Genomic DNA, 21,910 nt, shown 5'->3' on the forward strand with positions numbered 1-21,910 from the left:
AACATATCGCGAAAGGAAAAGGGAACATTTATGAGCAAGGTAAGAAGAGTTTATGTAGAAAAGAAACCGGCTTTTGCAGTCAAGGCAAAAGAGTTACAGGCTGAGATTAAGAGCTATCTTGGAATTTCTTCCGTGACAGGTGTACGTGAACTGATTCGTTATGATATAGAAAATATTTCAGAGGAGACCTACAAGAAGGCACTGGTCACTGTTTTTTCAGAGCCGCCGGTAGATACGGTTTTCGAGGAAACCTTCGAACTTGGCAATGCAAAAACTTTTTCTGTAGAATATTTACCGGGACAGTTTGATCAGAGAGCAGATTCCGCAGAACAGTGTGTGAAATTATTAAACGAAGAGGAAGAACCGGTTATCCGTACCGCAACTACTTATGTGATCGAAGGCGATATCACAGAGGAGCAGTTAGAGGCAATCAAGCATCACTGCATCAATCCGGTTGATTCCAGAGAGACTGGTCTTGAGAAACCGGAGACTTTGGTACAGAATTTTGAAGATCCTGCAGATGTGATCTCTTTTGTGGGATTTGCAGATATGCCGGAAGCACAGTTGAAAGAGCTTTACAGTTCTTTAAACCTTGCTATGACATTCAAGGATTTCTTACATATCCAGAACTACTTTAAAAAGGAAGAACACAGAGATCCATCCGTAACAGAGATCCGTGTTCTTGATACCTACTGGTCAGACCACTGCCGTCATACGACATTCTCCACAGAGTTAAAGGACGTGAAGTTTGATGACGGATTTTACAAAAAACCGATCGAAGAGACTTACAATGACTATCTGAATACATTCAAAAATCTTTATGAAGGACGTTCCGACAAGTTTGTCTGCTTAATGGATATCGCATTACTTGCCATGAAGCGCCTGAAAAAAGAAGGAAAATTACAGGATCAGGAAGAATCCGATGAGATCAACGCATGCTCTATCGTAGTTCCGGTTGAAGTGGACGGACAGACAGAAGAATGGCTTGTAAACTTCAAAAATGAGACACATAACCACCCGACAGAGATCGAACCGTTCGGTGGTGCAGCTACCTGTCTCGGTGGTGCGATCCGTGATCCGTTGTCAGGACGTACCTATGTATACCAGGCAATGCGTGTGACAGGAGCAGCAGACCCGACTGTATCTGTGAAAGACACGTTGCCGGGAAAACTTCCACAGAAGAAAATTGTCCGCGAGGCAGCTCACGGTTACAGCTCTTATGGTAACCAGATCGGACTTGCAACCGGTTATGTAAAAGAAGTATACCATCCAGACTATGTCGCAAAACGTATGGAGATCGGTGCTGTTATGGGTGCTGCTCCAAGACGTGCAGTGCAGAGACTGACTTCTGATCCGGGAGATATCATTATTTTACTCGGAGGACGTACCGGACGTGACGGTATCGGTGGTGCAACAGGTTCCTCCAAGGCACACAATACACAGTCCACTTCTGTCTGCGGTGCAGAGGTGCAGAAAGGTAATGCTCCGACAGAGCGTAAGATCCAGAGATTATTCCGCCGTGAGGAAGTTGCCCACATTATCAAAAAATGTAACGATTTCGGTGCAGGCGGTGTGTCTGTAGCAATCGGTGAATTAGCAGACGGACTTCGTATTAACTTAGATAAAGTTCCGAAAAAATACGCCGGACTTGACGGAACAGAGCTTGCAATCTCTGAATCCCAGGAGCGTATGGCAGTTGTTGTAGCTCCGGAGGATGTACAGACCTTCTTAGGCTACGCAGCTGAGGAAAACTTAGAGGCAGTGGAAGTTGCAGTTGTGACAGAGGATCCAAGACTTGTATTAGAGTGGAGAGGAAAAGAGATCGTAAATCTTTCCAGAGCATTCTTAGATACAAACGGTGCACATCAGGAGACCAACGTAGAAGTTGAGATGCCTGAGGAAAAAGAAAATTATTTCAAAAAGATCGCAGCACCAAAGGTAGCAGAGGCAGTTGCGGCAAATGATATGAAAGCCGCATGGATGACAGAGCTTGCAGACTTAAATGTCTGCTCCCAGAAAGGTCTTGTGGAGATGTTCGACGGTTCCATCGGTGTGAACAGCGTTTACATGCCATTCGGTGGAAAATATCAGCTCACAGAGACTCAGTCCATGGTTGCAAAGCTTCCGGTTGCAAAGGGAGACTGCGATACCGTGACCATGATGTCTTATGGTTTTGATCCATACTTATCAAGCTGGAGCCCATACCACGGGTCTGTTTACGCAGTATTAGAATCCTTGTCCAGAATTGTAACAGCAGGCGGTGATTACAAGAAAGTACGTTTCACTTTCCAGGAGTACTTCCGCAGAATGAGCGAGGATCCAAAACGCTGGAGCCAGCCATTTGCAGCATTACTTGGTGCTTACAATGCACAGATCGGCTTCGGTCTTCCATCCATCGGTGGAAAAGATTCCATGTCCGGAACCTTCAATGACATTGATGTTCCACCAACACTTGTTTCCTTTGCTGTGGATATCGCAAAAGAAAAAGATATCATCACACCGGAATTAAAAGCAGTGGGAGACCAGTTAGTACTGTTTACAATCAAAAAAGATGAATTTGACCTTCCGGATTACGCACAGGTCATGAAATTATACGATACTATCCATGCACTGATCCAGGCTGGCGTGATCGTATCCGCTTATGCACTTGACGGAAAAGGACTTGCAGCTGCAGTCAGCAAAATGGCATTCGGTAACAAGCTTGGCGTCACAGTAAATGAAGATGTTTCTAAAGAAACATTATTCGCTCCGGGATTCGGTAACATTGTGGCAGAAGTTCCGGCTGAAAAAGTTGCAGAGGTAAAAGCAGCATTCGATGCAGCAGGACTTGCAGGATACGAAGCACTTGTCGGATGGGTAAATGAGGAAGAAAGCTTTATTTACGGTGATATGAGAATTTCCATGGAGGAAGCATTACACGCATGGACAGCTACATTAGAAAAAGTTTTCCCAACCCGTGTAACAGAGAATAAGGATGAAGTTAAAACAGGATTATACAAAGCAGACAGCATTTATGTATGCAAAAACAAAGTGGCAAAACCAACTGTATTCATCCCGGTATTCCCGGGAACTAACTGCGAGTACGACAGTGCAGACGCATTTGAGCGTGCAGGTGCCGATACGATCGTAAAGGTATTCAAAAACATGAATGCAAATGACATCCGTGAATCTGTAGATGAGTTTGTAAAAGCAATCGAACAGTCCCAGATCATCATGTTCCCGGGTGGATTCTCCGCCGGTGACGAACCGGATGGATCTGCAAAATTCTTCGCAACTGCATTCCGCAATGCAAAGATGACAGAGGCAGTCATGAAGCTGTTAAATGAGAGAGACGGACTTGCACTTGGTATCTGTAACGGATTCCAGGCACTCATCAAATTAGGATTGGTTCCTTACGGAGAGATCCGCCCACAGTCAGCTGAGTCACCAACCTTAACATACAACACCATCGGACGTCATGTGAGCAAAATGGTTTACACAAAAGTTGTTTCCAACAAGTCCCCATGGTTACAGGGAGCAGAGCTTGGAAAAGTATATTGCAATCCGGCATCCCATGGCGAAGGACGTTTTGTAGCACCACAGGAGTGGTTAGACAAGCTCTTTGCAAACGGACAGGTTGCTACCCAGTATGTGAATGAAGCAGGTGTTCCGACTATGGATGAAGAATGGAATGTCAATGGTTCCTACATGGCGATCGAAGGTATCACAAGCCCGGATGGCCGTGTACTTGGCAAGATGGCTCACTCTGAGAGACGTGACAGAAGTGTTGCAATGAACATCTATGGTGAGCAGGATATCAAGATCTTTGAATCCGGTGTGGCTTACTTCAAATAAAACAGGCAATATTATTTATAAAAGATGAAAAAGACTTTGTGGAGTGTATAAACTCTGCAAGGTCTTTTTTACGTCTTACGGTACAAACTTTACCACTTACATGAAAGCTATTTACAAATATAACACCATTTTCTATACTGAGATAGTCGATAAGGACAACGAAAACTTGAAAGGTAAAGGGAAAAAGATGAAGGTTGTATCAAGTAAACTGATTGAACAGAAAAAACCGATCCTGAAACAATTATTAGATAGATTGCTGCAGACATATTCGTATGCATCCATTCTGATGACAGATTCAAAAGGCAAACAGTACACCATTTCAAAACAGGGAATCAGCATTACGGAGAACATGTTTGTGGAGTTAGGATATGTGGTAAAAGTATACGATGGCGAGAGCTATGGAGAATATGCGTTCAGCCACATTGATGAGAATGAGATTGACAGCGTTGCAGAGGAAATCAAAAATCATGTGATGCCGTGGGCAAAAAAGCTTCCGGATGACATGAAAGTGAAACAGTATCCAGAAATTCCGGACGAAGCATATCATTTTGAAAAAAGCACTGACTATGAAGTTTTGCCGGAAGAATTAGGCGATGAGGAGATCGTAAAACGCCTTGGCGCAGTGCGTGAAAAAGCAATGGCACAGGATGAAAAAATCGTTGAGATCAAGACAGCATGCGTTTACCAGATTTATCATAAATTATTTTTATCTCCAAACAAAGACATGACGCAGAACGTCATGTGGACAAACGGCATGATCATGGGACTGATCCCGAAGGGCGAGGAGATGAAGATGGCATTTGACAGCTGCTCCGGCTGTGGCGGAATGGAAATTTTAGATGACATGGAAACAAAAATTCCACCATTAGTGCAGAAACTCAATGATCTTGCCACAAGTGAACCAATCACACCGGGCGAGTATGACTGCATCTGTGCACCGGATGTCACAGGCATGATCGTGCATGAAGCGTTCGGACATGGCGTTGAAATGGATATGTTTGTGAAAAAACGTGCGCTGGCAGAAAAATACATTGGCGAATATGTGGCATCCCCGTTAGTTACCATGCACGACGGCGCTGCAGCAGCATCTGAGACAGCAACCTTCTTTTTTGATGATGAGGGAACACTTGCGCAGGATACCGTCATCATTGATAAAGGTAAAATGGAGTACAGTTTATAGTAGTGTATAGCGTGTACCAAGTTATAATTATGGGGTTGAAAATAACAGTATACACAGATAATGTGGAAAAATGTGTATGACGTTTATATAGAAAATAACATTGAAAAAGAAATTCAAGAATGGGTAAATTCATTAAATTTAAAATAGAATAATAATTACATGAGTGACAGAAGATAAGAATCTGAATTCCCTGTCACTTTTATATTATTTGATAAGAAAAAAGAACTGGTTTATATCCGATAAGAATATAGACTGGTTCTTATTTTTAATATGCTATTATATACACAGGGAGTCGGGGAATGTCGAACTATAGCAAGCCGGAAAAGAAAGCATTGATATCGGTATGAAAGAGTTTTGCAAGTGCAACTAATTCAGATGCCTTAATGTTCATGCGATTTGTTTCCAGTTTGGCATAGGTACTTTTGGTGATGGAGATACCCATAAGATTTAATTTTGCAACTACTTGGTCTTGAGTCATATTGTTTTTATATCGAATTGCTTGGATATTTTTACCAATATCCATATCTGGTCTAATCTTTTGCATAATGATGAACTCCCCTTATAAAATAAAAAGATTCGTAATACAGAAATATATATATTGATTCTAAAGAATTTAAATTTTATAATGTTTCGTAATAAGGAATTATTTTTAACAGGAAGAGGTAAAAGTATAATGGATGTGGAGATGGAAAAGAGAAAATTTTTAAATCTATGTGGCAAAAGAGATCGAGCATTATTGTCAGGTGAAAAAAGAATGACATTGGGGGATATGGAACGATTGACATATCTGACAGAATTTTTTGAACTGGAGAACTATGGAATCGCCTTATGGAAAGAATTTGGTGATGATGTAAAAGAGCCATTTGAAGCGATGATGAAAATGTTAGATGAGCCGGAGTGCATAGAAGATCGATGGCTTGATGACGAAGCAAAAGGGGAAAAGTGGTTGTTAGAATTTCAGGAACTGGCATTAACGGAAGAATACAGGGAATGGATTCGAAATTATATCGATAAAAAATATGAAGAAAGAGGATTACCATATCCGACAGGAGCAGACTTCGATTAAGAGGTCTGCTTTTTTCTGGTCTTTTGGGAGGTGATAAGAGGTGGAAGTAAGTATTTATGAACTCTTGGCGGCAGCAAGAGAATCGGCTAAATCTGATTATATAAAAGGGGACAGCATTTTGTGTGAGAAGAGATTTCATCCAGATACCCATTACATGGTAGAAATAGAACTGCTGAAAAATGATAACAAGCTGGGAAAAAAGGGCAATTATATACGGAAGTTTTTGACAGAACCGGAGTATCTTCCCATTTTACAAAAGCAGGAAAAACATCTCATAAAAATAAAAAGACAGGCAATTGTTCAAAAAGGAAACTTGCGATATATCCCTCCCCCGGACAGGCTGGACCGCCGCCGGGAGAGGGATCTTTTATAACCGGCTGGGAAGGAACAGTAGTGTTCCTCTGGCGATAGTGGTATAAAAAAACCAGATTTTCCGCAGGTTTTGGGACGCTGGAACATAGAAAAGTGTTCACGAATGGCACTTTTGCAACGATCCGTTGCAGCAGTGACAACATTTTTGACCTTACGTTAAACAGAAAAAATGAAAGGATGTGATTGCGATAATCATAGGAATTGATCATGGCTATTATGCCATTAAAACAAGACAAGTGTCTTTCCCAAGTGGAATTATTGGGTATGATTACGAGCCGTATACCATGCAGAATGTTCTGCAATATCAAGGAAAGTATTATGTCTGCGGTACGGGAAGACAGACGCTGGTAAAAAATAAAACGTCCAATGATAATTATTATCTGCTGACGTTGGCAGCCATTGCAGAAGAAATCAAGCATCGGAAAGCGGAACGAAAGACAGAGGTAATTCTGGCTGTTGGACTTCCGCTTTCAAGTTTTGGAAGAGAGAAACAGGGATTCAGGGAGTATCTGTTGCGGAAAGAGCAGCCAGTGCGATTTTTATATGAAAGTGAGTTATATGAGATAACAATAAAAGATGTGAAACTGTTCCCACAGGGATACTCTGCGCTTGCTCTGCATCCAGAGTATCTGAAGAATGAACCGTCTGTTCTGCTTGTTGATATTGGTGGCTGGACCGTTGACCTTATGAGGCTGGACAATGCTGTTCCGAATGCAGCAACGTGCAGAAGTCTGGAACTTGGAGTAATCCGATGTATTGATGAGACAGCAGAACAAGTGCGTAGAAATACCGGACTGTCTGTGACAGAAACTCAAATTGAGCGTGTGCTTCGGAGGGAATCTTGCAGTATGGCAGAGGAGGCCAGACGGATCATACAGGAAAACGGACGGAAATATATAGAAAGAATACTGTCTGCGGTGACAGAATCCGGGTTTGATCTCCGGGCAGTACCCACCGTATTTATGGGGGAGGCTCCGCAATTTTAAAACGCCACGTGACCGCACAGGACGCGATTTGCCGCCCCGTTTTTATAGAGGACGTCCATGCCAACGCAACAGGGTATGAACGGATTGTAGAGCAGATGTGGACGAGATGACACGCCCGGTATATTCGTTCCGCCCGAACCTGAAAAATCCAGAACACCAGAGGGCATGGGAGAAATTTCAAAGTGTTCCAGAAGGGCAGAAAAGCCAGTATCTGGTTCAGGCAATTCTGGAAAAAGAGGATCGGAAATGGATGGAAGAAGTCATTCAAAAGACGATAAAAGAAAGTGTTCGGGAATTAGGAATATGTGGCACTACGGAACAATCGACAACGAAACTATCATCGGAAGAAATACCAGATCAGATGATGGATTTTCTATCTCAAATGGAAAATTTGTAAAGGGGGTGAGGCCTATGATTGCACGATACATACATTGTTGGATCTGCTAGGGGTAAGGCAAGAAATGCATCGATATCTTTGGTGGGTATTGTGAATAGCTTTCCATGCGGCTTTGGAGTATGTTGTGTGTAGCAAAAGTGAAAGGAGAAAGGTTATGGCAGAGATGAAAAATATCTGCGGAAAGATCCCGATGGACTTACATGAGAAAGTAAGAGAAGAGATTGAACTCACAGAAAGCAGCACACAAAAATTTTTACAACAGGTCATTGAAGAACATTTCAACAGAGTGGAAGGAAAAGGAGAAATAAGCATGGGAGCAGTAAGAACAGTAGCAGTACAGGTATCAGAGGAATTATTCCAGAGATTAAAAGTAGTCATCGGAAAGAAACACATGAAACAGAAAGACTTCTTAATTCAGATTATAGAAGAAGCACTGGAAAAGGTAGAGGTCGAATGGCAAAGCAAAGAGCAGCCTGAAGAATCCGAACAGACAACTGGAGAATTGGGAACAGAAGAAACTCAACCGGAAGAAAGAACTGAGCCGGAAAGGGAAAGTGAACCAGAAGAGGAAGCCGAACCGGATGGAGAAAGTGAACCGAAAGAGGAAAACAAACCAGAAGGGGAAAGTGAACCGGAAGAGGAAACTGAACCAGAAGGAGAGACTGATCCGGAAGAATCTAAAGCAGAAGAACCAACAGAATGGTAACCAATTGATACAGAATAACGAAGGGCGGTATGAGAGATCATGCCGCCTGTTTTTATCAGCAAAAAGGAGGTTGATAGCCGCAACCATTCAATTTTTTGATCTCTTTAGCGGAATCGGGGGATTTCGTGAAGGCTTAAGACGGGCAGGAAACTTTGTCTGTGTCGGACATTGCGAGGTGGATACTTATGCGGATAAGAACTACCAATTGCTGTTTGATACGGAAGGGGAGTGGTATTGTAATGACGCAAGAACAATCGAACCAGAACGAATGCCAGATTTTGATTTACTCTGTGCAGGATTTCCTTGCCAGGCATTCTCTATCGCCGGAAAGCGAGAAGGATTTGCAGATGCAAGAGGAACCCTCTTTTTCGAGATTGCCCGGCTTCTTAAAGCTAAAAGACCCCAGTATTTTATCCTTGAAAATGTTCCCGGTCTGCTTTCGCATGACAAGGGGCGGACATTTTGCACCATCCTCAGTACGCTTTCGCAACTGGGGTACCATGTCGAATGGAAAGTGCTTAACAGCAAGGATTTCGGAGTCCCCCAAGCAAGGAAACGGGTGTATATTGTCGGATATTTTGATTTCCGATGTGCCGGAAAAGTATTACCTGAACCAGAAACAAATGGAGCAGCTCTTGTTCAAGTCCGGGCAGGAAGTCAGGGGAAAAGAGTCTACAGTCCCAAAGGACTAAGCTGTACCCTGACATCACAGGCAGGTGGAATGGGCGGCAAGACAGGATTATATGATGTAGGTGTTCCAATCAAAGAGAATACAAAGCTCGGCTACAAACTTGCAAGAGAAGGGGACAGCATCGATCTGGGTTATGCGAATCTCAACAGCAGGAGAGGAAGAGTCGGACACCAGATCGCACATACCCTGACAACAGGTGTTCAACAGGGAACGCTGCACTTTGTCGATCTTTCACCTCCGCCGGTGGTAACGGAAGAATGCAGAAGCCTGAATACCAGACAATGCGGTGTCCACAAATACAAAGGAGAATGTTCTGGTGTATTAGCAGAGGATGGAGCAAGAGCAGTCTTAACACCAGCAAAAGAGAATGTTCGTCAGAACGGCAGACGTATGAAAGAACCCGAAGAACCGATGTTTACAATTACTGCAACCGATCGTCATGGCATCTTGTATCACGGCAGAATAAGAAGGTTAGTTCCGAGGGAATGTCTGCGACTGCAGGGTTATTACGACTGGCAGATTGATAAGATCATAGACAGCACTTCTGACGCACAGCTTTATAAACAGGCTGGAAACGGAGTAACTGTCAATGTTATCGAGGCAATTGGCAGATTGTTACAAAAGGCAGACTCCGAACTTAACACACAGAAAGTGTCTGAGAAAGGAATCCATTAGGCATGATCGGAATAAAAGACCAATACTTTGGCACAGAAATCGAAATGACAGGGATTACCAGACAACGTGCTGCAGAAGTTGTTGCTGAAATGTTTGGAACAGAAGCATATTATGACGGCACTACTTATGGAGTCTGGTCAGTGATAGATCTGGAAGGAAAAAAGTGGAAATTTATGTCTGATGGGAGCATTTATACACAACGGAAAGTATACGGTCGAATTGTAGACGCAGGTGGAGAATATTCAACAGAAATGGTATCACCGAAATTATCCTATGATGAAATGGGAAAGTTACAGGAAGTAGTACGATGTCTGCGACAGCATGGAGGTTTTGTAAATGAGTCCTGTGGTCAGCATGTTCATGTAGATGCATCGAATCATACACCGCAGAGTCTGAAAAATGCACTGACAATTATGTATGCAAAGGAAGATATCCTGTTCAAAGCACTGAAAGTGCAGGAGAGAAGAGCAAATAGTTATTGTCAGAGGGTGCGACCGGAGGTATTGGAGAAAATCCGAAAAATACCAAATAAATCAATCACAATGGACCGAGTAAGAAATGTCTGGTATGGAGGCAGGGATGGAAGTCATACCCATTATGATCATACCCGTTATTATGCTCTGAATCTTCATGCTGTGTTTTCCAAGGGAACTTTGGAATGGCGTTGTTTTGAAAGCACACTACATGCAGGAAAGGTGAGAGCAAATATTACACTGGCATTAGCCATTTCCGCACAGGCAATCAATCAGAGATCGACACAGATGAAAAAGACACTGATATCAGAAAACCCGGCATTTACATTTCGTACATTTTTATTGAGACTTGGGTTAATTGGAGACGAATATAAAAATGTTCGAAAACATCTGCTGGCAAATCTGGATGGTGATCTTGCGTGGAGATATGATAAAAGCACGTATGAGTGTCTGAAGAAAAATCAAAGGACAGAAGGAGTCAGATAGAGGTGAGAAAAAATGAAAGATAGATATTACTTCGCTTATGGCAGCAACATGAATCTGGAGCAGATGAAGTACAGGTGTCCGGCTGCGGAAGTTGTGGAAAACGTCCGGCTTGAAAATTATCGGCTGGCATTTCGGGGAAGGGCTCCGGGCAATGGGGTAGCAACGGTTCTGCCGGAAAAAGGAAGCTATGTCGAAGGAGTCTTATGGAAAATCACAGAAGCGTGTGAGAAGAGTCTGGATTTTTATGAAGGATTCCCAAGTTTTTATGGGAAAGAATCGATTCGGGTAAAAAATCAGGATGGTGTGGAGAAAGAAGTGTTTGTATATATGATGAACGCTCCGCACAAAGATGTTCCGGCAAAGCCATCGAAATTTTATCTGGATGGAATTCTGGAAGGATGTAAGGATAACCAGATTCCAACGGAGTCTGTCATGGAAGCGGTAAAACGTACCAGACAGGAAGTAAAAAAAGAAAAAAATCGATATGCAAGATAAAACGTACCGCAGAGGAAACATCTTCTGCGGTATTTTACTGAAAAAATCTATTTATAATAGGAAGGAAAAGCACATGAAGGTTAGAAAATTAAAGACCAGAATTGCTGCTTTTGGACTGGCTGTCCTGATGGGCATCAGTACCTTGAGCAGTGCGAATGCGTTTGCGGCCGAACAGACAGGCTCGGAACAGCAGACGGAAGTACAGGCATCTGAACAGGCGGTAACAAGCCAGAAAGATACATCAGTTACAGCAGATGATATCACAAAAGCAGTTTCAGATGATACATTTGCAGTGGAAACCAGTATGGAAGGAATCCATTATGATGCAGAAAAAGAAGATGTTACGCTTGTAAGTATCAAAGATGAGAATGGTGGAGAGTATCATTCAGACAAAGCAGGAACATATATTGCCACTTATATGGTCGTTCCAAAAGATAAGAGTGACAGCTATACCATCACCCGTAAAGTGACTCTGACGGATACCGAAGGACAGGCACATTCCGAAGAAAATGGTGGAGAGAAACAGAAGTCAGATACAGAATCTGAAGATGATTCGGATTCGCCTGTGCAGAACTACACAGATGTAGAAATTGAAACATCCGAAGAAGATGCATCTGCACAGGCAATCAAAGAACTGAAAGAGGACATCGAAGAGGGAAATGTGATGGTATTGTCTGCGGCTGAAAGAGCTACAAGCAGCGGTTCCACAGTTACATTGACAAAGGGGAGAACTATTTATTATCCAAGTTATATTGGAAATTATCTTACTTGCCTGTTTACAGTCAATGGAAAAATTGCATACTGCCTTCAGTCCCAGAAAGCATCCCCACCGAGTGGAAGTTATGTAGCACAGGTACTGGACAGCAATAAAAATCTGCAGAAAGTCCTTTATTATGGTTATGGCGGGGCAGGAGATCTGACAGGAAGTTATCTGTCTGGAAAAACGGAAGATGAAAAGTATGTGTATACACACATTGCAGCCAGCTATGCTTATGCAGGAGAAGCCGGATTTACAGGGTGTAATTATAATGACCTTGTAAATGCAGGGGTTATCGCATATATCAATTATCTGTTTGGACAGGAAGAACCGCCAAAAGGTGAACTGAGCCTTTCAAGCACAAAGCTGAATGCAGTACGGGATGGAAACATCCAGAAAACACCAAATATCACACTGTCTGGAGATCACAGAAACTATGTGACACTGAGTGTACCAGAAAATGTGACAGCACATAATCTTTCCAAAGGAACAAGTGTTACAAATGGAAAAATCCAGATTTATGGTGGAGATACATTCTATCTGTCCGCAGATTTATTACTGACAGGCAGTTATGCTTCCGGCAACTTATATGGTTCTGTCGGAAAGACATGGAGAACACTGGTGTTGACAACCGGAGATTCCAAGCAGGATATCGGTGTATTTGAAAGCGAAACAGCAGCGCCGGTAAGCTTCAGTGTACAGTGGCTGAATATGACACGCATTGAACTTATGAAGAAAGATGTCAATACACAGAATCCACTGTCAGGAGCAGTTTATGGTATTTATACTGATAAGAAGTGTGAAAATCTGCTGATGACAATGTCAGCAACCGGAACAGACGGAAAAGCAGTCAGCGATTATTTTGATTCTGCACTGAAAACAGTGTACGTGAAAGAGATCACTGCTCCGACAGGATACAAACTGAATACAGAAGTATATAAAGTGGCTGTTACTGCCGGAAAGACAATGACTGTAACAGCAACAGATGAGAGAGTCACCGGAAAGGTGAAAATCGCAAAGATCGATAAAGAAACACTTGCATTTAAAGCGCAGGGGGACAGTGTTCTTCGTGGTGCTGTGTATGGTCTGTATGCAAAAGAGGACATCGTGCATCCGGATGGCACAACAGGGGTTCTGTATAAACAGGACAGCCTGATTGCACAGGGAGTCATCGGAGATGACGGAACACTGGAATTTTCAGAATTATACCTTGGAGAAATGTATGTAAAAGAGATCACTCCACCGGAAGGATATACACTGGATACTACCAAATACGAGGTATCAGTAACTTATGAAGGTCAGGATGTTGCCGAAGTGACAAGAGACCTTACGGTAAAAGAGCAGGTAAAGAAACAGGCATTCCAGTTAATCAAAATCAGTGAAGATGGAGAGCAGACAGAAACAGACCTGGTTGCAGGAGCAGGATTTAAGGTATATCTGATCAGCGACCTGACACAGGTAAAAATGGAAAACTGAAGCCAGCCAATGGAGAAAGCTATACAGCAAGCGATTTCAAAAATTATGACTTCAGCAAAGAGCAGGTTGCAGTTACTTACGAGAATGGAACAGCCGTACCAGTACCAGAACTGATCACTGATACAAAAGGATATGCAGTCAGCCCGGAACTGCCGTATGGAAGTTATGTTGTAGTGGAAAGTACTACCCCTGAGAATTTGAAAACCATTGATCCATTTGTTGTAAATGTGGAAAATGACAGCAGAGAGCCAATGCAGTGGAGAGTATTTGATGACCGCCCGTTTGAATTTTTGCTGAAAATTGTAAAGAAGGATGCACAGACTGGAAATACTGTTTTAAAGGCTGGTGCTTCTTATAAGATTTACGATGTGACAAATAAGAAATATGTGGAACAGGTTGTTCAGTATCCGAAGAAAGAAAAGATCAGTGTATTCGAAACAAACGAGGAAGGATATCTGATCACACCGCAGGAACTGAAGTGCTCTACCTACCGAATCGAAGAAGTGAAAGCACCGGAAGGATTTGTAAGACAGGGAAGCGAGGAGTCCCTGTATGATGGAACAACGATTATTTCACCATTAGAACAGACTACAAAAGGAACATATAAAGAAAATCCACAGAGTGGTATTGTAATTACAGTATCCTCAAACACTGCACATCAGATTGATCCAGATACAGGAGCTGCGATTGTAGAGGTAGAACAGAAAAACGATGAACAGGTAGGAAGCCTGCTCCTGACGAAAAAGGGAGAACAGCTTACCGAAGTAACCGGAGATTCTGTTCTGGCAAAAGTAAAAGCACTGGTTTCAAAAGTAAGAAATGCCGTATCTGGAAAAGAAGAAACAGGTATTTATAAAGGCTTTAAATATGAAGAAACCGGAGTAGAAGGCGCTGAATTCGAAATATATGCCAAAGATACCATCTATTCACCGGACGGAGCAAAGGACGAAGCAGGAAATCCAGTTGTCCGATATGAGAAAGATGACCTGGTAGCCAAACTGACTACAGATGAAAATGGAACAGCAGTTATCAACAATCTGCCACTGGGAACGTATTATCTGAAAGAAGTTGTAGCAGGAGAGAATTTTGTCCTAAATACAGAACAGAAAGAATTTACCCTGACAGCAGAGGATGATACACAGGCAGTTGTTTATGAAGGCGTTACCTATAAAAATGAAAGACAGAAAGTTTTCGTATCAGTAGAAAAGAAAGATTCTGTCACAGGCGAAAAGCTGGAAGGTGTTATTTTTGGACTGTATGCTGCAGAAGATATTCTTTCTAATCAGGGAGAGGTTCTCGTAGAGAAAGATACCTTGCTGGAAAAGAAAGCAACGGATGCAAAGGGAACACTTACTTTCGACAGTGATCTTCCACATGGAAAATACTATGTCAAAGAGGAAGTCAGAAAAGCTGGATATCTTCCAAATGAGGAAGTATGGAATGTAGATGCAACTTACGAAAATCAGAATCTTGCAAAGATTGAACTGAACAAAGAAGTTGAGAATCAGCCGACAGAAACACGCATTACAAAAACAGATGCAACTACCGGAAATGAGCTGGAAGGAGCCAAACTGCAGGTCATTGATAAAGACGGAAATGTTGTGGAAGAATGGGTAAGCAGTAAGGAAGAACATGTCATTTACGGACTGCCGGAAGGAAGTTATACCTTACATGAGGAACTGGCTCCTTATGAAGATGGCTATGTGTCTGCCAGCGATGTGATGTTTGAAGTCAAAGAAGATGGCAGTGTGACAAAGGTTGAGATGAAAGATGAATATTCCAAAGTGGAAATTTCAAAAACAGACCTTACAACCGGAAAAGAACTGGAAGGGGCAAAGCTTCAGATTATCCGCAAAGACGGAACTGTTCTGGAAGAGTGGATTACAGATGGAAAACCACATTCCGTTGAAAAACTCCCAGTCAATGAAGAACTTACTCTGCGTGAGATCACAGCACCGGATGGTTACGAGATTGCGGAAGATGTCACATTTACATTGAAAGATACAATGGAAGTCCAGAAAGTAGAAATGAAAGATGCCAGAACACCGGAGAAAACAACAGAAAAAACAAATGCACCAAAAACAGGTGATAACCAGAAAATATGGGCGTTTGTTCTGCTTGCACTGGCATCTGCTGGAACAGCTACAGGAGTGACTGTATACCGCAGAAAGAAGTCAAAAATGACAGACAACAAAAAAGAAACAGAAGAAAAATAAAATAAGAATTACAGGATAAACCAATCTGACAGGGCAGGAGATGTGCATAAAGCAGCTTCTGCCCTGTCTGTATATAAGGAGAAGAATGATGAGACGTTTTTATACAGCAGAATCAGTAACAGAAGGACACCCAGACAAAGTATGCGATCAGATAGCAGATGCAATCTTAGATGAATGTCTGCGTTACGATCCATCTTCGAGAGTGGCGTGTGAAGTCCTTGCTACAAGAGGAAATGTGTTTGTAGCAGGAGAAATCACCAGCGGATATGAACCACCAGTGTTTGATGTGATCCGAAAAGTTTTAGAAGAGTGTGGATATTGTACAGATGGGATAGAAATGGATACGTTTGTACACCAGCAGAGTCCAGATATTGCGAAAGCAGTGAGTGTGTCGAAAGAATTTCGGGATAATATCGGCGCAAAATTAAGAGATAGAAGCAGGGGAGCTGGAGATCAGGGTGTTATGGTCGGATATGCGTGTGATGATACTCCGCAGCTTATGCCAATGCCGACTGTTCTGGCACACCGGATCACACGTGAACTTTCGGCTTGCAGAAGAAGCGGATATATCAAAGATATCTTTTCGGATGGAAAAGCACAGGTAACCGTAGAATATGAAGATGGAAAGCCAGTGAGACTGGAAAGTGTTGTTGTTTCCTGCCAGCATGGTGCAGAAAAGAGCCTGAAGAAGTTAGATGCCGAAATCAGAGAGAAAGTGCTTCGCTCAGCACTCAGATTACTGCCGCCGGATGAGGATACGAAGATTCTGATCAATCCGTCAGGAAAATTTGTGTGTGGAGGGTTTGATGCAGATACCGGACTGACCGGAAGAAAGCTGATGGTGGATACTTATGGAAGTATGGTTCCGCATGGCGGCGGTGCATTTTCAGGAAAGGACTGTTCGAAAGTAGACCGTTCGGCAGCTTATATGGCAAGGTATATCGCAAAAAATATAGTAGCTGCTGAGTTTGCAAGCAAGTGTCAGGTGTCTCTGGCTTATGCAATCGGAGTAGCAGAGCCGGTTATGATTGAGGTGGATACCTTTGATACAGGGAAAGTGTGTGCGGATGATTGTCTGGCGGCAGCAATCCCACTGGTGTTTGGAGTGACACCTGTTCAGATCATGGAATCCCTTCGACTGAACCGTCCGATTTTCCGGCAGACGGCAGTTTTTGGTCATTTTGGAAGAAAGGAGTTTCCTTGGGAGCGGACGGATAAGGTACTGGATCTTCAGGATGCAATTCTGTAATGCCCTGGGTAACGGAAGAAGAGATTCAGGCAGCAAAAAATATGACTGCGTATGAGTATTTGCGGACGCATCAGGCACAGCGGTTGCAAAAGACAAGAACCAGAAATGAATGGCAGTTGACGGACCATGACAGTTTTAAAATCAATGAACTGTCCAGCAAATGGCATTGGAAATCCAGAGATATCGGTGGCGTGTCCGCACTGCGGTTCCTGATTGAAGTAGATGGAATGAAATTTACAGATGCCGTAAAACTGTTGTGCGAAGAGAGTCCGTCTTTTATTCCGACACAGTCTGCGAAAAAGGAAAACCACCCTTTAAGCTGCCGGAGAGATATTGTAATTGCAGACGAATCAGGGCTTATTTAAACCACAGAGGAATCAGCGATGAAGTGATCACGTATTGCATTTCGCATGAAATCCTTTATGAAAGTGTCCCGTACCATAACGCTGTTTTTGTTGGAAAAGATGAATCCGGAAAAGCAAGATATGCATTCCTGCGAGGAATCTATGAAAAAAACGGGAAGGATTCAAGATGGAGCAGACCGGGAGTGAAAAAAAGTACAGCTTTTGTATTCCACCTGAAAGAGAAACAAAACGAGTTGTCGTATATGAAGCGTGTATTGATGCACTGGCCCACATGACACTGGAAGAAGGAAAGAGGGATAAATATCGTCTTTCCCTTGGAGGAATCGCTGCTCCGAAAGAAAACACACAGATACAGAGTGAACGTTTTAAAAAGCTGCCGGATGCACTGGAAGAGTTTCTGAAGAACCATCCGGAAATCAAAGAAATTGAAATCTGCACCGATAATGACTTTGCCGGGAGATGGGCGAAAGAACAGATGAAAAAACATTACGAGGGAACGTATCAGATTATTTGCAATCTGCCGGAAAAAGAAGGGGCAGATTATGCAGACCTTGCGAAAGAAAAAAAGCAGACAAATAAATGCAGGGACAGACCATTAGAAAGAAGGTGATAGAGAATGGAAGAAAAAGGAACGATGCACGTACATCTGTTGACGGAGCTGACTGGAAATCTTTATTCAGAAGAATCCGAATGGGAAGAAGAGTGGTCGGAGAGTGATGAATATGGAATGCCATTAGATGGAACAGAACTTGCCGATTATGAAGAAGTCATCCGAGAAGAACTGGAACGCTATGGGGAAGATGATCTCATGCAGTATTTTGACGGAAGTGAGTCCATTCAGGAAAAGATACAAAGTGCAGTTGTTACGATAGAAAACAAAGACGGAATCCTGTACGGCTGTACCAAACTGGAATTAAATGAATTTTTAAGTCAGGAAGAACTACAGGAATTCACCGAATACATTACAGGGCAGTACAGTGACGGGTGGGGTGAAGGATTTGAACAGAGGGATATCAAGGTAGATGGTGGAACGATGAATGTGCATTTTTGGCATCCTAATATGGAACAGCCGAAAATGTATGAAAAGAAAACAGAGCAGATTCCGACAAAGCCTGAGAAACAACGTCCCAAGTTACAGCTCCTTGGACATGATGGGAATATTTTTTCCATTATGGGCGATGCCTCAACTCTTTTGAAAAAGAATAAACAGACAGCAGAAGCAAAAGAAATGCGTAAAAGGGTATTGGAAAGTGGGGACTATTACAAAGCACTTTTGATTATCAGCGAATATGTAGAAACTGAGTTGAGTCCGCCGCCCAAAGAAAATAAAAAGACAAAGAAGAAAAATCAGCCGGAACGCTGAGAAAAGAAAGGATGATGCCTATGACAAATGGCCTGAGTTTGGAAGAACTTATGAAAGAGGGAACATACCCGGAGGAATATACTGAAGGGGAAAACTGGAAAATATTACATGGAGATACATTAAAACTGGTCAAAGCATTCCAGCCGGGAATCTTTGATGCAGTTATTACCGATCCGCCGTATGCATCCGGTGGAACAAAACAGAATGAAAGAAATCGTACTACAAATCAGAAATACAGCAGTATGAGTGCTGCCAATGCACTTCCGGATTTCGATGGGGATAACAAAGACCAGAGATCTTGGACGCACTGGATGGCTGAATGGCTCTATGATGTGCGGAAAGCCTGCAAGAAAGGTGCTCCGATCTGTCTGTTCATTGACTGGCGTCAGTATCCATCGATTACCGATGCATTGCAGTGGGCAGGATGGATCTGGCGAGGAACAGCGGTGTGGGATAAGGGAAACTCCCGTCCACAGAAAGGCCGTTTCCGCCAGCAGGCTGAATATATTGTGTGGGGCAGTAACGGACCGATGCCGATCAACCGTCCGGTATCTTGTCTGCCGGGCGTCTTCCGATATGGCAATCCGCAGAACCGGATTCATGTGACAGAGAAACCGTTGCAGCTTATGAAAGATGTTATCCAGATTTGTGAACCGAGAGGGCTGATCCTGGACCCGTTTGTCGGAGCAGGAACAACTGTCCTTGCAGCGGTTATGACAGGTTATCGTGCAGTGGGAATTGAGGTAACAGATGCCTACTACAAACTGGGAAGTGACAGAGTGAAAATTGCATTAGAAGCAGAGCAGAAAGAGGATGAAAAGTAGCCGGGATGTCCAATTGGACATCTTGTTTTTTATAGAGAAAATGAGTGGCATCCAACTGGATGCAGGAAGGAGATGGAGCGTATGGAACAGGCGCTGGCTTATGTGTGCTGTTCAGCAGAAGAAAGCCGGGTAAAAGTGCAGAAATATTGCAGAAAAATCTATGAACTTGGGTATGTACCAATCTGTCCGAGATTTGTATTCTCACCATTCTTGGAAGAGTCTGATGCAGAAGATATGCAGGGATATGGAAGAATGTCCCATATCCTTTTACGGAGATGCCGGATGGTAGTCGTATGTGGGAAAGAAGTGACAGGAACAATGAATACCGAAATCAGTATGGCAGACAGACTCCATATCATTTGTACGACACTTGATGGACTGGTACAGATAAAAGAATCAAAATAAATCAGAATCGAGTCAATCCGGTGCTACAGAAACTGGCGGTACTCGTTTTGCAAGCATAGCGTTTGGATATCCAAACGCACTTTGGGGAGAACCCCAATCCCCCGGACACAGACGGAAATGGAAAGGAAGGATCAAGTCATGTTAAGAAATGGAGTAATGATTGTAATCGCATTGATGAGCGGAGGATTTATAGGAGTGATAGTGACCTGTTGCATGGTTGCAGCGAAAAAATCCGATGAGGAGCTTGGCGATATGATGAAAGAGAAAAGAGAAGGGACGGTGATGCAATGCGAAAACGAAACCATGTGATCCCGGTGCGGTTAAATGCAAGGGAACTCAGGGAATTGGAGGAACAGGTGGAAAAAAGCGGACTGAGTCGGGAAGAGTTTATGCGTTCGCTGATCTTAGGAGCACAGGTACACGCAAAACCTTGTGAACATCACCCGGAACTGCTTAGGAAGATAGCGGGTCTGTGCAATAATGCGAACCAGCTTGCCCATGTTGCGAATGCTTCGGGAATGGCAAGTGAGCAGAGTGTACAGGAAATGCTCCGGCTTACCAAAGAGACATGGCATCTGGTAAAGGAAGAGTGGTAATGACAGATGGCTTATACAAGTGTTATCCCCGTCCACCGCCTGGACCGTTCCATCGAATATGTGAAAGACAAAGAAAAAACCACACAGAAAGCAGACTCTCTGGAGGCTGCCATTGATTATGCCATGAACCGGACAAAGACGGAACAAGCGGTCTTCGAAGATACCATCGGATGCACCAATGAAAATGCGTATGAAGATATGCTGACAACGAAAAAGAGATTCCATAAGATGGGCGGTGTGGAAGGATACCATCTGGTACAGAGTTTTGCAGAAGGTGAGGTGACACCGGAACTGGCACATCTCATCGGGCAGGAACTGGCAGACCGGCTCTTAAAAGGACAGTTTGAAGTAGTCATAACAACACATCTTAATACCAGACACTATCATAATCATATTGTCTGGAATTCTGTAAGCATGGTGGACGGACATAAGTACCATAGTAATGCTAAGAGTTATTATACGGAGATCCGTAAGATTTCCGATGACCTGTGCAGAAAATATGGTCTGTCTATCATTGAATCCAATCAGAAAAAATCAATCCCTTATGTACAGTGGAAAGCAGAACAGGAAGGAAAACCGACATGGAGAATGGCGATCCGTTTGGATATCAGGGAATCGGTACAGGAAAGCTACTCCTGGTTACAATTCCTAAAAGAGATGGAAAAGCGGGGTTATACATGGAAACTGAACAGGAAATACATTTCTTTAAAAGCTCCGGGAATGGAGCGGTATATCCGTCTGCGTTCTCTCGGAAAAAACTATTCCGAAGAGGAAATACGTGGGCAGATACTACAGCCAAAGGTGAAACGAGTCTATCAAAAGGCAGTACAGATTCATCCCAAAAAGAAACTGACCGGGATTCAGGCACTGTATTATTCCTATTTATATCAAATGGGGGTACTGCCAAAAAGACCGAAAAGGAGTCCATACGCTGTCAGAGAGGATATCCGGAAACTGGACCGCAGGATTGAACAGATTGAATTTCTACTGAAACATGACATCATAACCAGAGAGCAGCTTGCCGCGTACCGAGAGCCATTGCAAAAGCAGATTGCGGAACTTATGAAAGAACGCAGAAGATTGTATCGGAATGGGGGCAGGGAGACTGGGGAAGAACGATTGTCCGAAATCAATGAGGAATTGAAGCGACTCCGTAAGGAAGTTCGTATGACCGTTCAGATTGAGAAACATTCCTTGGAAATCGAAGCGAGACTTCAGGAAGCGGAAGAACAGAGCCAGAATGAAAAACGTGTGGAAGATAAAGAAAGAATGCAGAAAAGTCAGGAGGTGAGATAAGT

At 43.1% G+C, this 21,910-nt stretch carries 22 protein-coding genes and 1 pseudogene; 22 read left to right on the forward strand and 1 reads right to left on the reverse strand.

Going from position 1 to position 21,910, the window contains the following annotated elements; all coding sequences use genetic code 11:
- Nucleotides 1-30 precede the first annotated feature (30 nt).
- Together ROSEINA2194_RS06185 and ROSEINA2194_RS06190 are read left to right on the forward strand one after the other, a co-directional pair.
- Nucleotides 31-3,834: a phosphoribosylformylglycinamidine synthase gene (locus ROSEINA2194_RS06185; RefSeq protein ID WP_044927353.1), complete on the forward strand. Its 3,804-nt coding sequence runs from the start codon at nucleotides 31-33 to the stop codon at nucleotides 3,832-3,834.
- Between the two features lie 187 nt (nucleotides 3,835-4,021).
- The gene (locus ROSEINA2194_RS06190; RefSeq protein WP_044927368.1) at nucleotides 4,022-5,014 is read left to right on the forward strand and encodes a metallopeptidase TldD-related protein; all 993 of its coding nucleotides are present in this window, start codon (nucleotides 4,022-4,024) and stop codon (nucleotides 5,012-5,014) included.
- Between the two features lie 307 nt (nucleotides 5,015-5,321).
- Here the strand turns inward: ROSEINA2194_RS06190 and ROSEINA2194_RS06195 are convergent, their stop codons facing one another.
- Nucleotides 5,322-5,558 (reverse strand): helix-turn-helix domain-containing protein, encoded by a 237-nt coding sequence (locus tag ROSEINA2194_RS06195; protein ID WP_005341369.1) that lies wholly within the window; start codon nucleotides 5,556-5,558, stop codon nucleotides 5,322-5,324.
- A 210-nt stretch (nucleotides 5,559-5,768) separates the two neighbouring features.
- Here ROSEINA2194_RS06195 and ROSEINA2194_RS06200 point away from each other — a divergent pair, with 210 nt between their 5' ends.
- The 20 genes and pseudogenes from ROSEINA2194_RS06200 to ROSEINA2194_RS06275 all read left to right on the forward strand — a co-directional run bounded on the left by ROSEINA2194_RS06200 (nucleotide 5,769) and on the right by ROSEINA2194_RS06275 (nucleotide 21,908).
- The gene (locus ROSEINA2194_RS06200) at nucleotides 5,769-6,080 is read left to right on the forward strand and encodes a hypothetical protein (protein WP_215727210.1); all 312 of its coding nucleotides are present in this window, start codon (nucleotides 5,769-5,771) and stop codon (nucleotides 6,078-6,080) included.
- A 40-nt stretch (nucleotides 6,081-6,120) separates the two neighbouring features.
- Nucleotides 6,121-6,453 (forward strand): DUF5720 family protein, encoded by a 333-nt coding sequence (locus ROSEINA2194_RS06205; protein WP_005341391.1) that lies wholly within the window; start codon nucleotides 6,121-6,123, stop codon nucleotides 6,451-6,453.
- A gap of 187 nt (nucleotides 6,454-6,640) precedes the next feature.
- Nucleotides 6,641-7,548: pseudogene (locus ROSEINA2194_RS06210) on the forward strand (ParM/StbA family protein).
- Entirely contained in the window at nucleotides 7,545-7,835 is a 291-nt protein-coding gene (locus tag ROSEINA2194_RS06215; RefSeq protein ID WP_007884594.1) for a hypothetical protein, read from the forward strand. Before ROSEINA2194_RS06210 ends, ROSEINA2194_RS06215 begins: the two are co-directional and overlap by 4 nt.
- Nucleotides 7,836-7,989: 154 nt before the next feature.
- Complete coding sequence (locus tag ROSEINA2194_RS06220; RefSeq protein WP_007884604.1) at nucleotides 7,990-8,541, forward strand: hypothetical protein; 552 nt, start codon at nucleotides 7,990-7,992, stop codon at nucleotides 8,539-8,541.
- A gap of 70 nt (nucleotides 8,542-8,611) precedes the next feature.
- Nucleotides 8,612-9,907 carry a DNA (cytosine-5-)-methyltransferase gene (gene dcm, locus ROSEINA2194_RS06225; RefSeq protein WP_007884607.1) on the forward strand — a complete coding sequence of 432 codons (1,296 nt, stop codon included), beginning with the start codon at nucleotides 8,612-8,614 and terminating at the stop codon, nucleotides 9,905-9,907.
- Nucleotides 9,908-9,909: 2 nt separating this feature from the next.
- Nucleotides 9,910-10,866: an amidoligase family protein gene (locus tag ROSEINA2194_RS06230; protein WP_006426990.1), complete on the forward strand. Its 957-nt coding sequence runs from the start codon at nucleotides 9,910-9,912 to the stop codon at nucleotides 10,864-10,866.
- A gap of 12 nt (nucleotides 10,867-10,878) precedes the next feature.
- The gene (locus tag ROSEINA2194_RS06235; protein WP_006426989.1) at nucleotides 10,879-11,361 is read left to right on the forward strand and encodes a gamma-glutamylcyclotransferase family protein; all 483 of its coding nucleotides are present in this window, start codon (nucleotides 10,879-10,881) and stop codon (nucleotides 11,359-11,361) included.
- Nucleotides 11,362-11,434: 73 nt separating this feature from the next.
- Nucleotides 11,435-13,594, forward strand: a complete 2,160-nt coding sequence (locus tag ROSEINA2194_RS23865) for a thioester domain-containing protein (RefSeq protein WP_330370307.1) — start codon at nucleotides 11,435-11,437, stop codon at nucleotides 13,592-13,594.
- A gap of 113 nt (nucleotides 13,595-13,707) precedes the next feature.
- Nucleotides 13,708-15,810 carry an MSCRAMM family protein gene (locus ROSEINA2194_RS23870; RefSeq protein ID WP_438942527.1) on the forward strand — a complete coding sequence of 701 codons (2,103 nt, stop codon included), beginning with the start codon at nucleotides 13,708-13,710 and terminating at the stop codon, nucleotides 15,808-15,810.
- An 88-nt stretch (nucleotides 15,811-15,898) separates the two neighbouring features.
- Nucleotides 15,899-17,059 (forward strand): methionine adenosyltransferase, encoded by a 1,161-nt coding sequence (gene metK / locus ROSEINA2194_RS06245; RefSeq protein WP_167528845.1) that lies wholly within the window; start codon nucleotides 15,899-15,901, stop codon nucleotides 17,057-17,059.
- The gene (locus ROSEINA2194_RS23875) at nucleotides 17,059-17,424 is read left to right on the forward strand and encodes a hypothetical protein (RefSeq protein WP_007884614.1); all 366 of its coding nucleotides are present in this window, start codon (nucleotides 17,059-17,061) and stop codon (nucleotides 17,422-17,424) included. Before metK ends, ROSEINA2194_RS23875 begins: the two co-directional genes overlap by 1 nt.
- 23 nt (nucleotides 17,425-17,447) lie before the next feature.
- Nucleotides 17,448-17,699 carry a DUF3991 domain-containing protein gene (locus ROSEINA2194_RS23880; RefSeq protein ID WP_330370309.1) on the forward strand — a complete coding sequence of 84 codons (252 nt, stop codon included), beginning with the start codon at nucleotides 17,448-17,450 and terminating at the stop codon, nucleotides 17,697-17,699.
- Complete coding sequence (locus tag ROSEINA2194_RS23885) at nucleotides 17,591-18,034, forward strand: toprim domain-containing protein (protein ID WP_007884617.1); 444 nt, start codon at nucleotides 17,591-17,593, stop codon at nucleotides 18,032-18,034. Before ROSEINA2194_RS23880 ends, ROSEINA2194_RS23885 begins: the two co-directional genes overlap by 109 nt.
- 6 nt (nucleotides 18,035-18,040) lie before the next feature.
- Nucleotides 18,041-18,787, forward strand: coding sequence for a hypothetical protein (locus ROSEINA2194_RS06255; RefSeq protein WP_007884619.1), 747 nt, complete (start codon nucleotides 18,041-18,043; stop codon nucleotides 18,785-18,787).
- A gap of 20 nt (nucleotides 18,788-18,807) precedes the next feature.
- Entirely contained in the window at nucleotides 18,808-19,611 is an 804-nt protein-coding gene (locus ROSEINA2194_RS06260) for a DNA-methyltransferase (RefSeq protein WP_226793175.1), read from the forward strand.
- Between the two features lie 81 nt (nucleotides 19,612-19,692).
- Nucleotides 19,693-20,016, forward strand: coding sequence for a DUF7768 domain-containing protein (locus tag ROSEINA2194_RS06265; protein WP_015513330.1), 324 nt, complete (start codon nucleotides 19,693-19,695; stop codon nucleotides 20,014-20,016).
- A 138-nt stretch (nucleotides 20,017-20,154) separates the two neighbouring features.
- Complete coding sequence (locus ROSEINA2194_RS20945) at nucleotides 20,155-20,325, forward strand: DUF3789 domain-containing protein (protein WP_117482321.1); 171 nt, start codon at nucleotides 20,155-20,157, stop codon at nucleotides 20,323-20,325.
- Nucleotides 20,304-20,612 (forward strand): plasmid mobilization protein, encoded by a 309-nt coding sequence (locus ROSEINA2194_RS06270; RefSeq protein ID WP_024852688.1) that lies wholly within the window; start codon nucleotides 20,304-20,306, stop codon nucleotides 20,610-20,612. Before ROSEINA2194_RS20945 ends, ROSEINA2194_RS06270 begins: the two co-directional genes overlap by 22 nt.
- Before the next feature lie 6 nt (nucleotides 20,613-20,618).
- Entirely contained in the window at nucleotides 20,619-21,908 is a 1,290-nt protein-coding gene (locus tag ROSEINA2194_RS06275; protein WP_007884624.1) for a relaxase/mobilization nuclease domain-containing protein, read from the forward strand.
- Nucleotides 21,909-21,910: the final 2 nt, after the last annotated feature.

It is taken from the genome of Roseburia inulinivorans DSM 16841, assembly GCF_000174195.1.
GTDB lineage: Bacteria > Bacillota > Clostridia > Lachnospirales > Lachnospiraceae > Roseburia > Roseburia inulinivorans.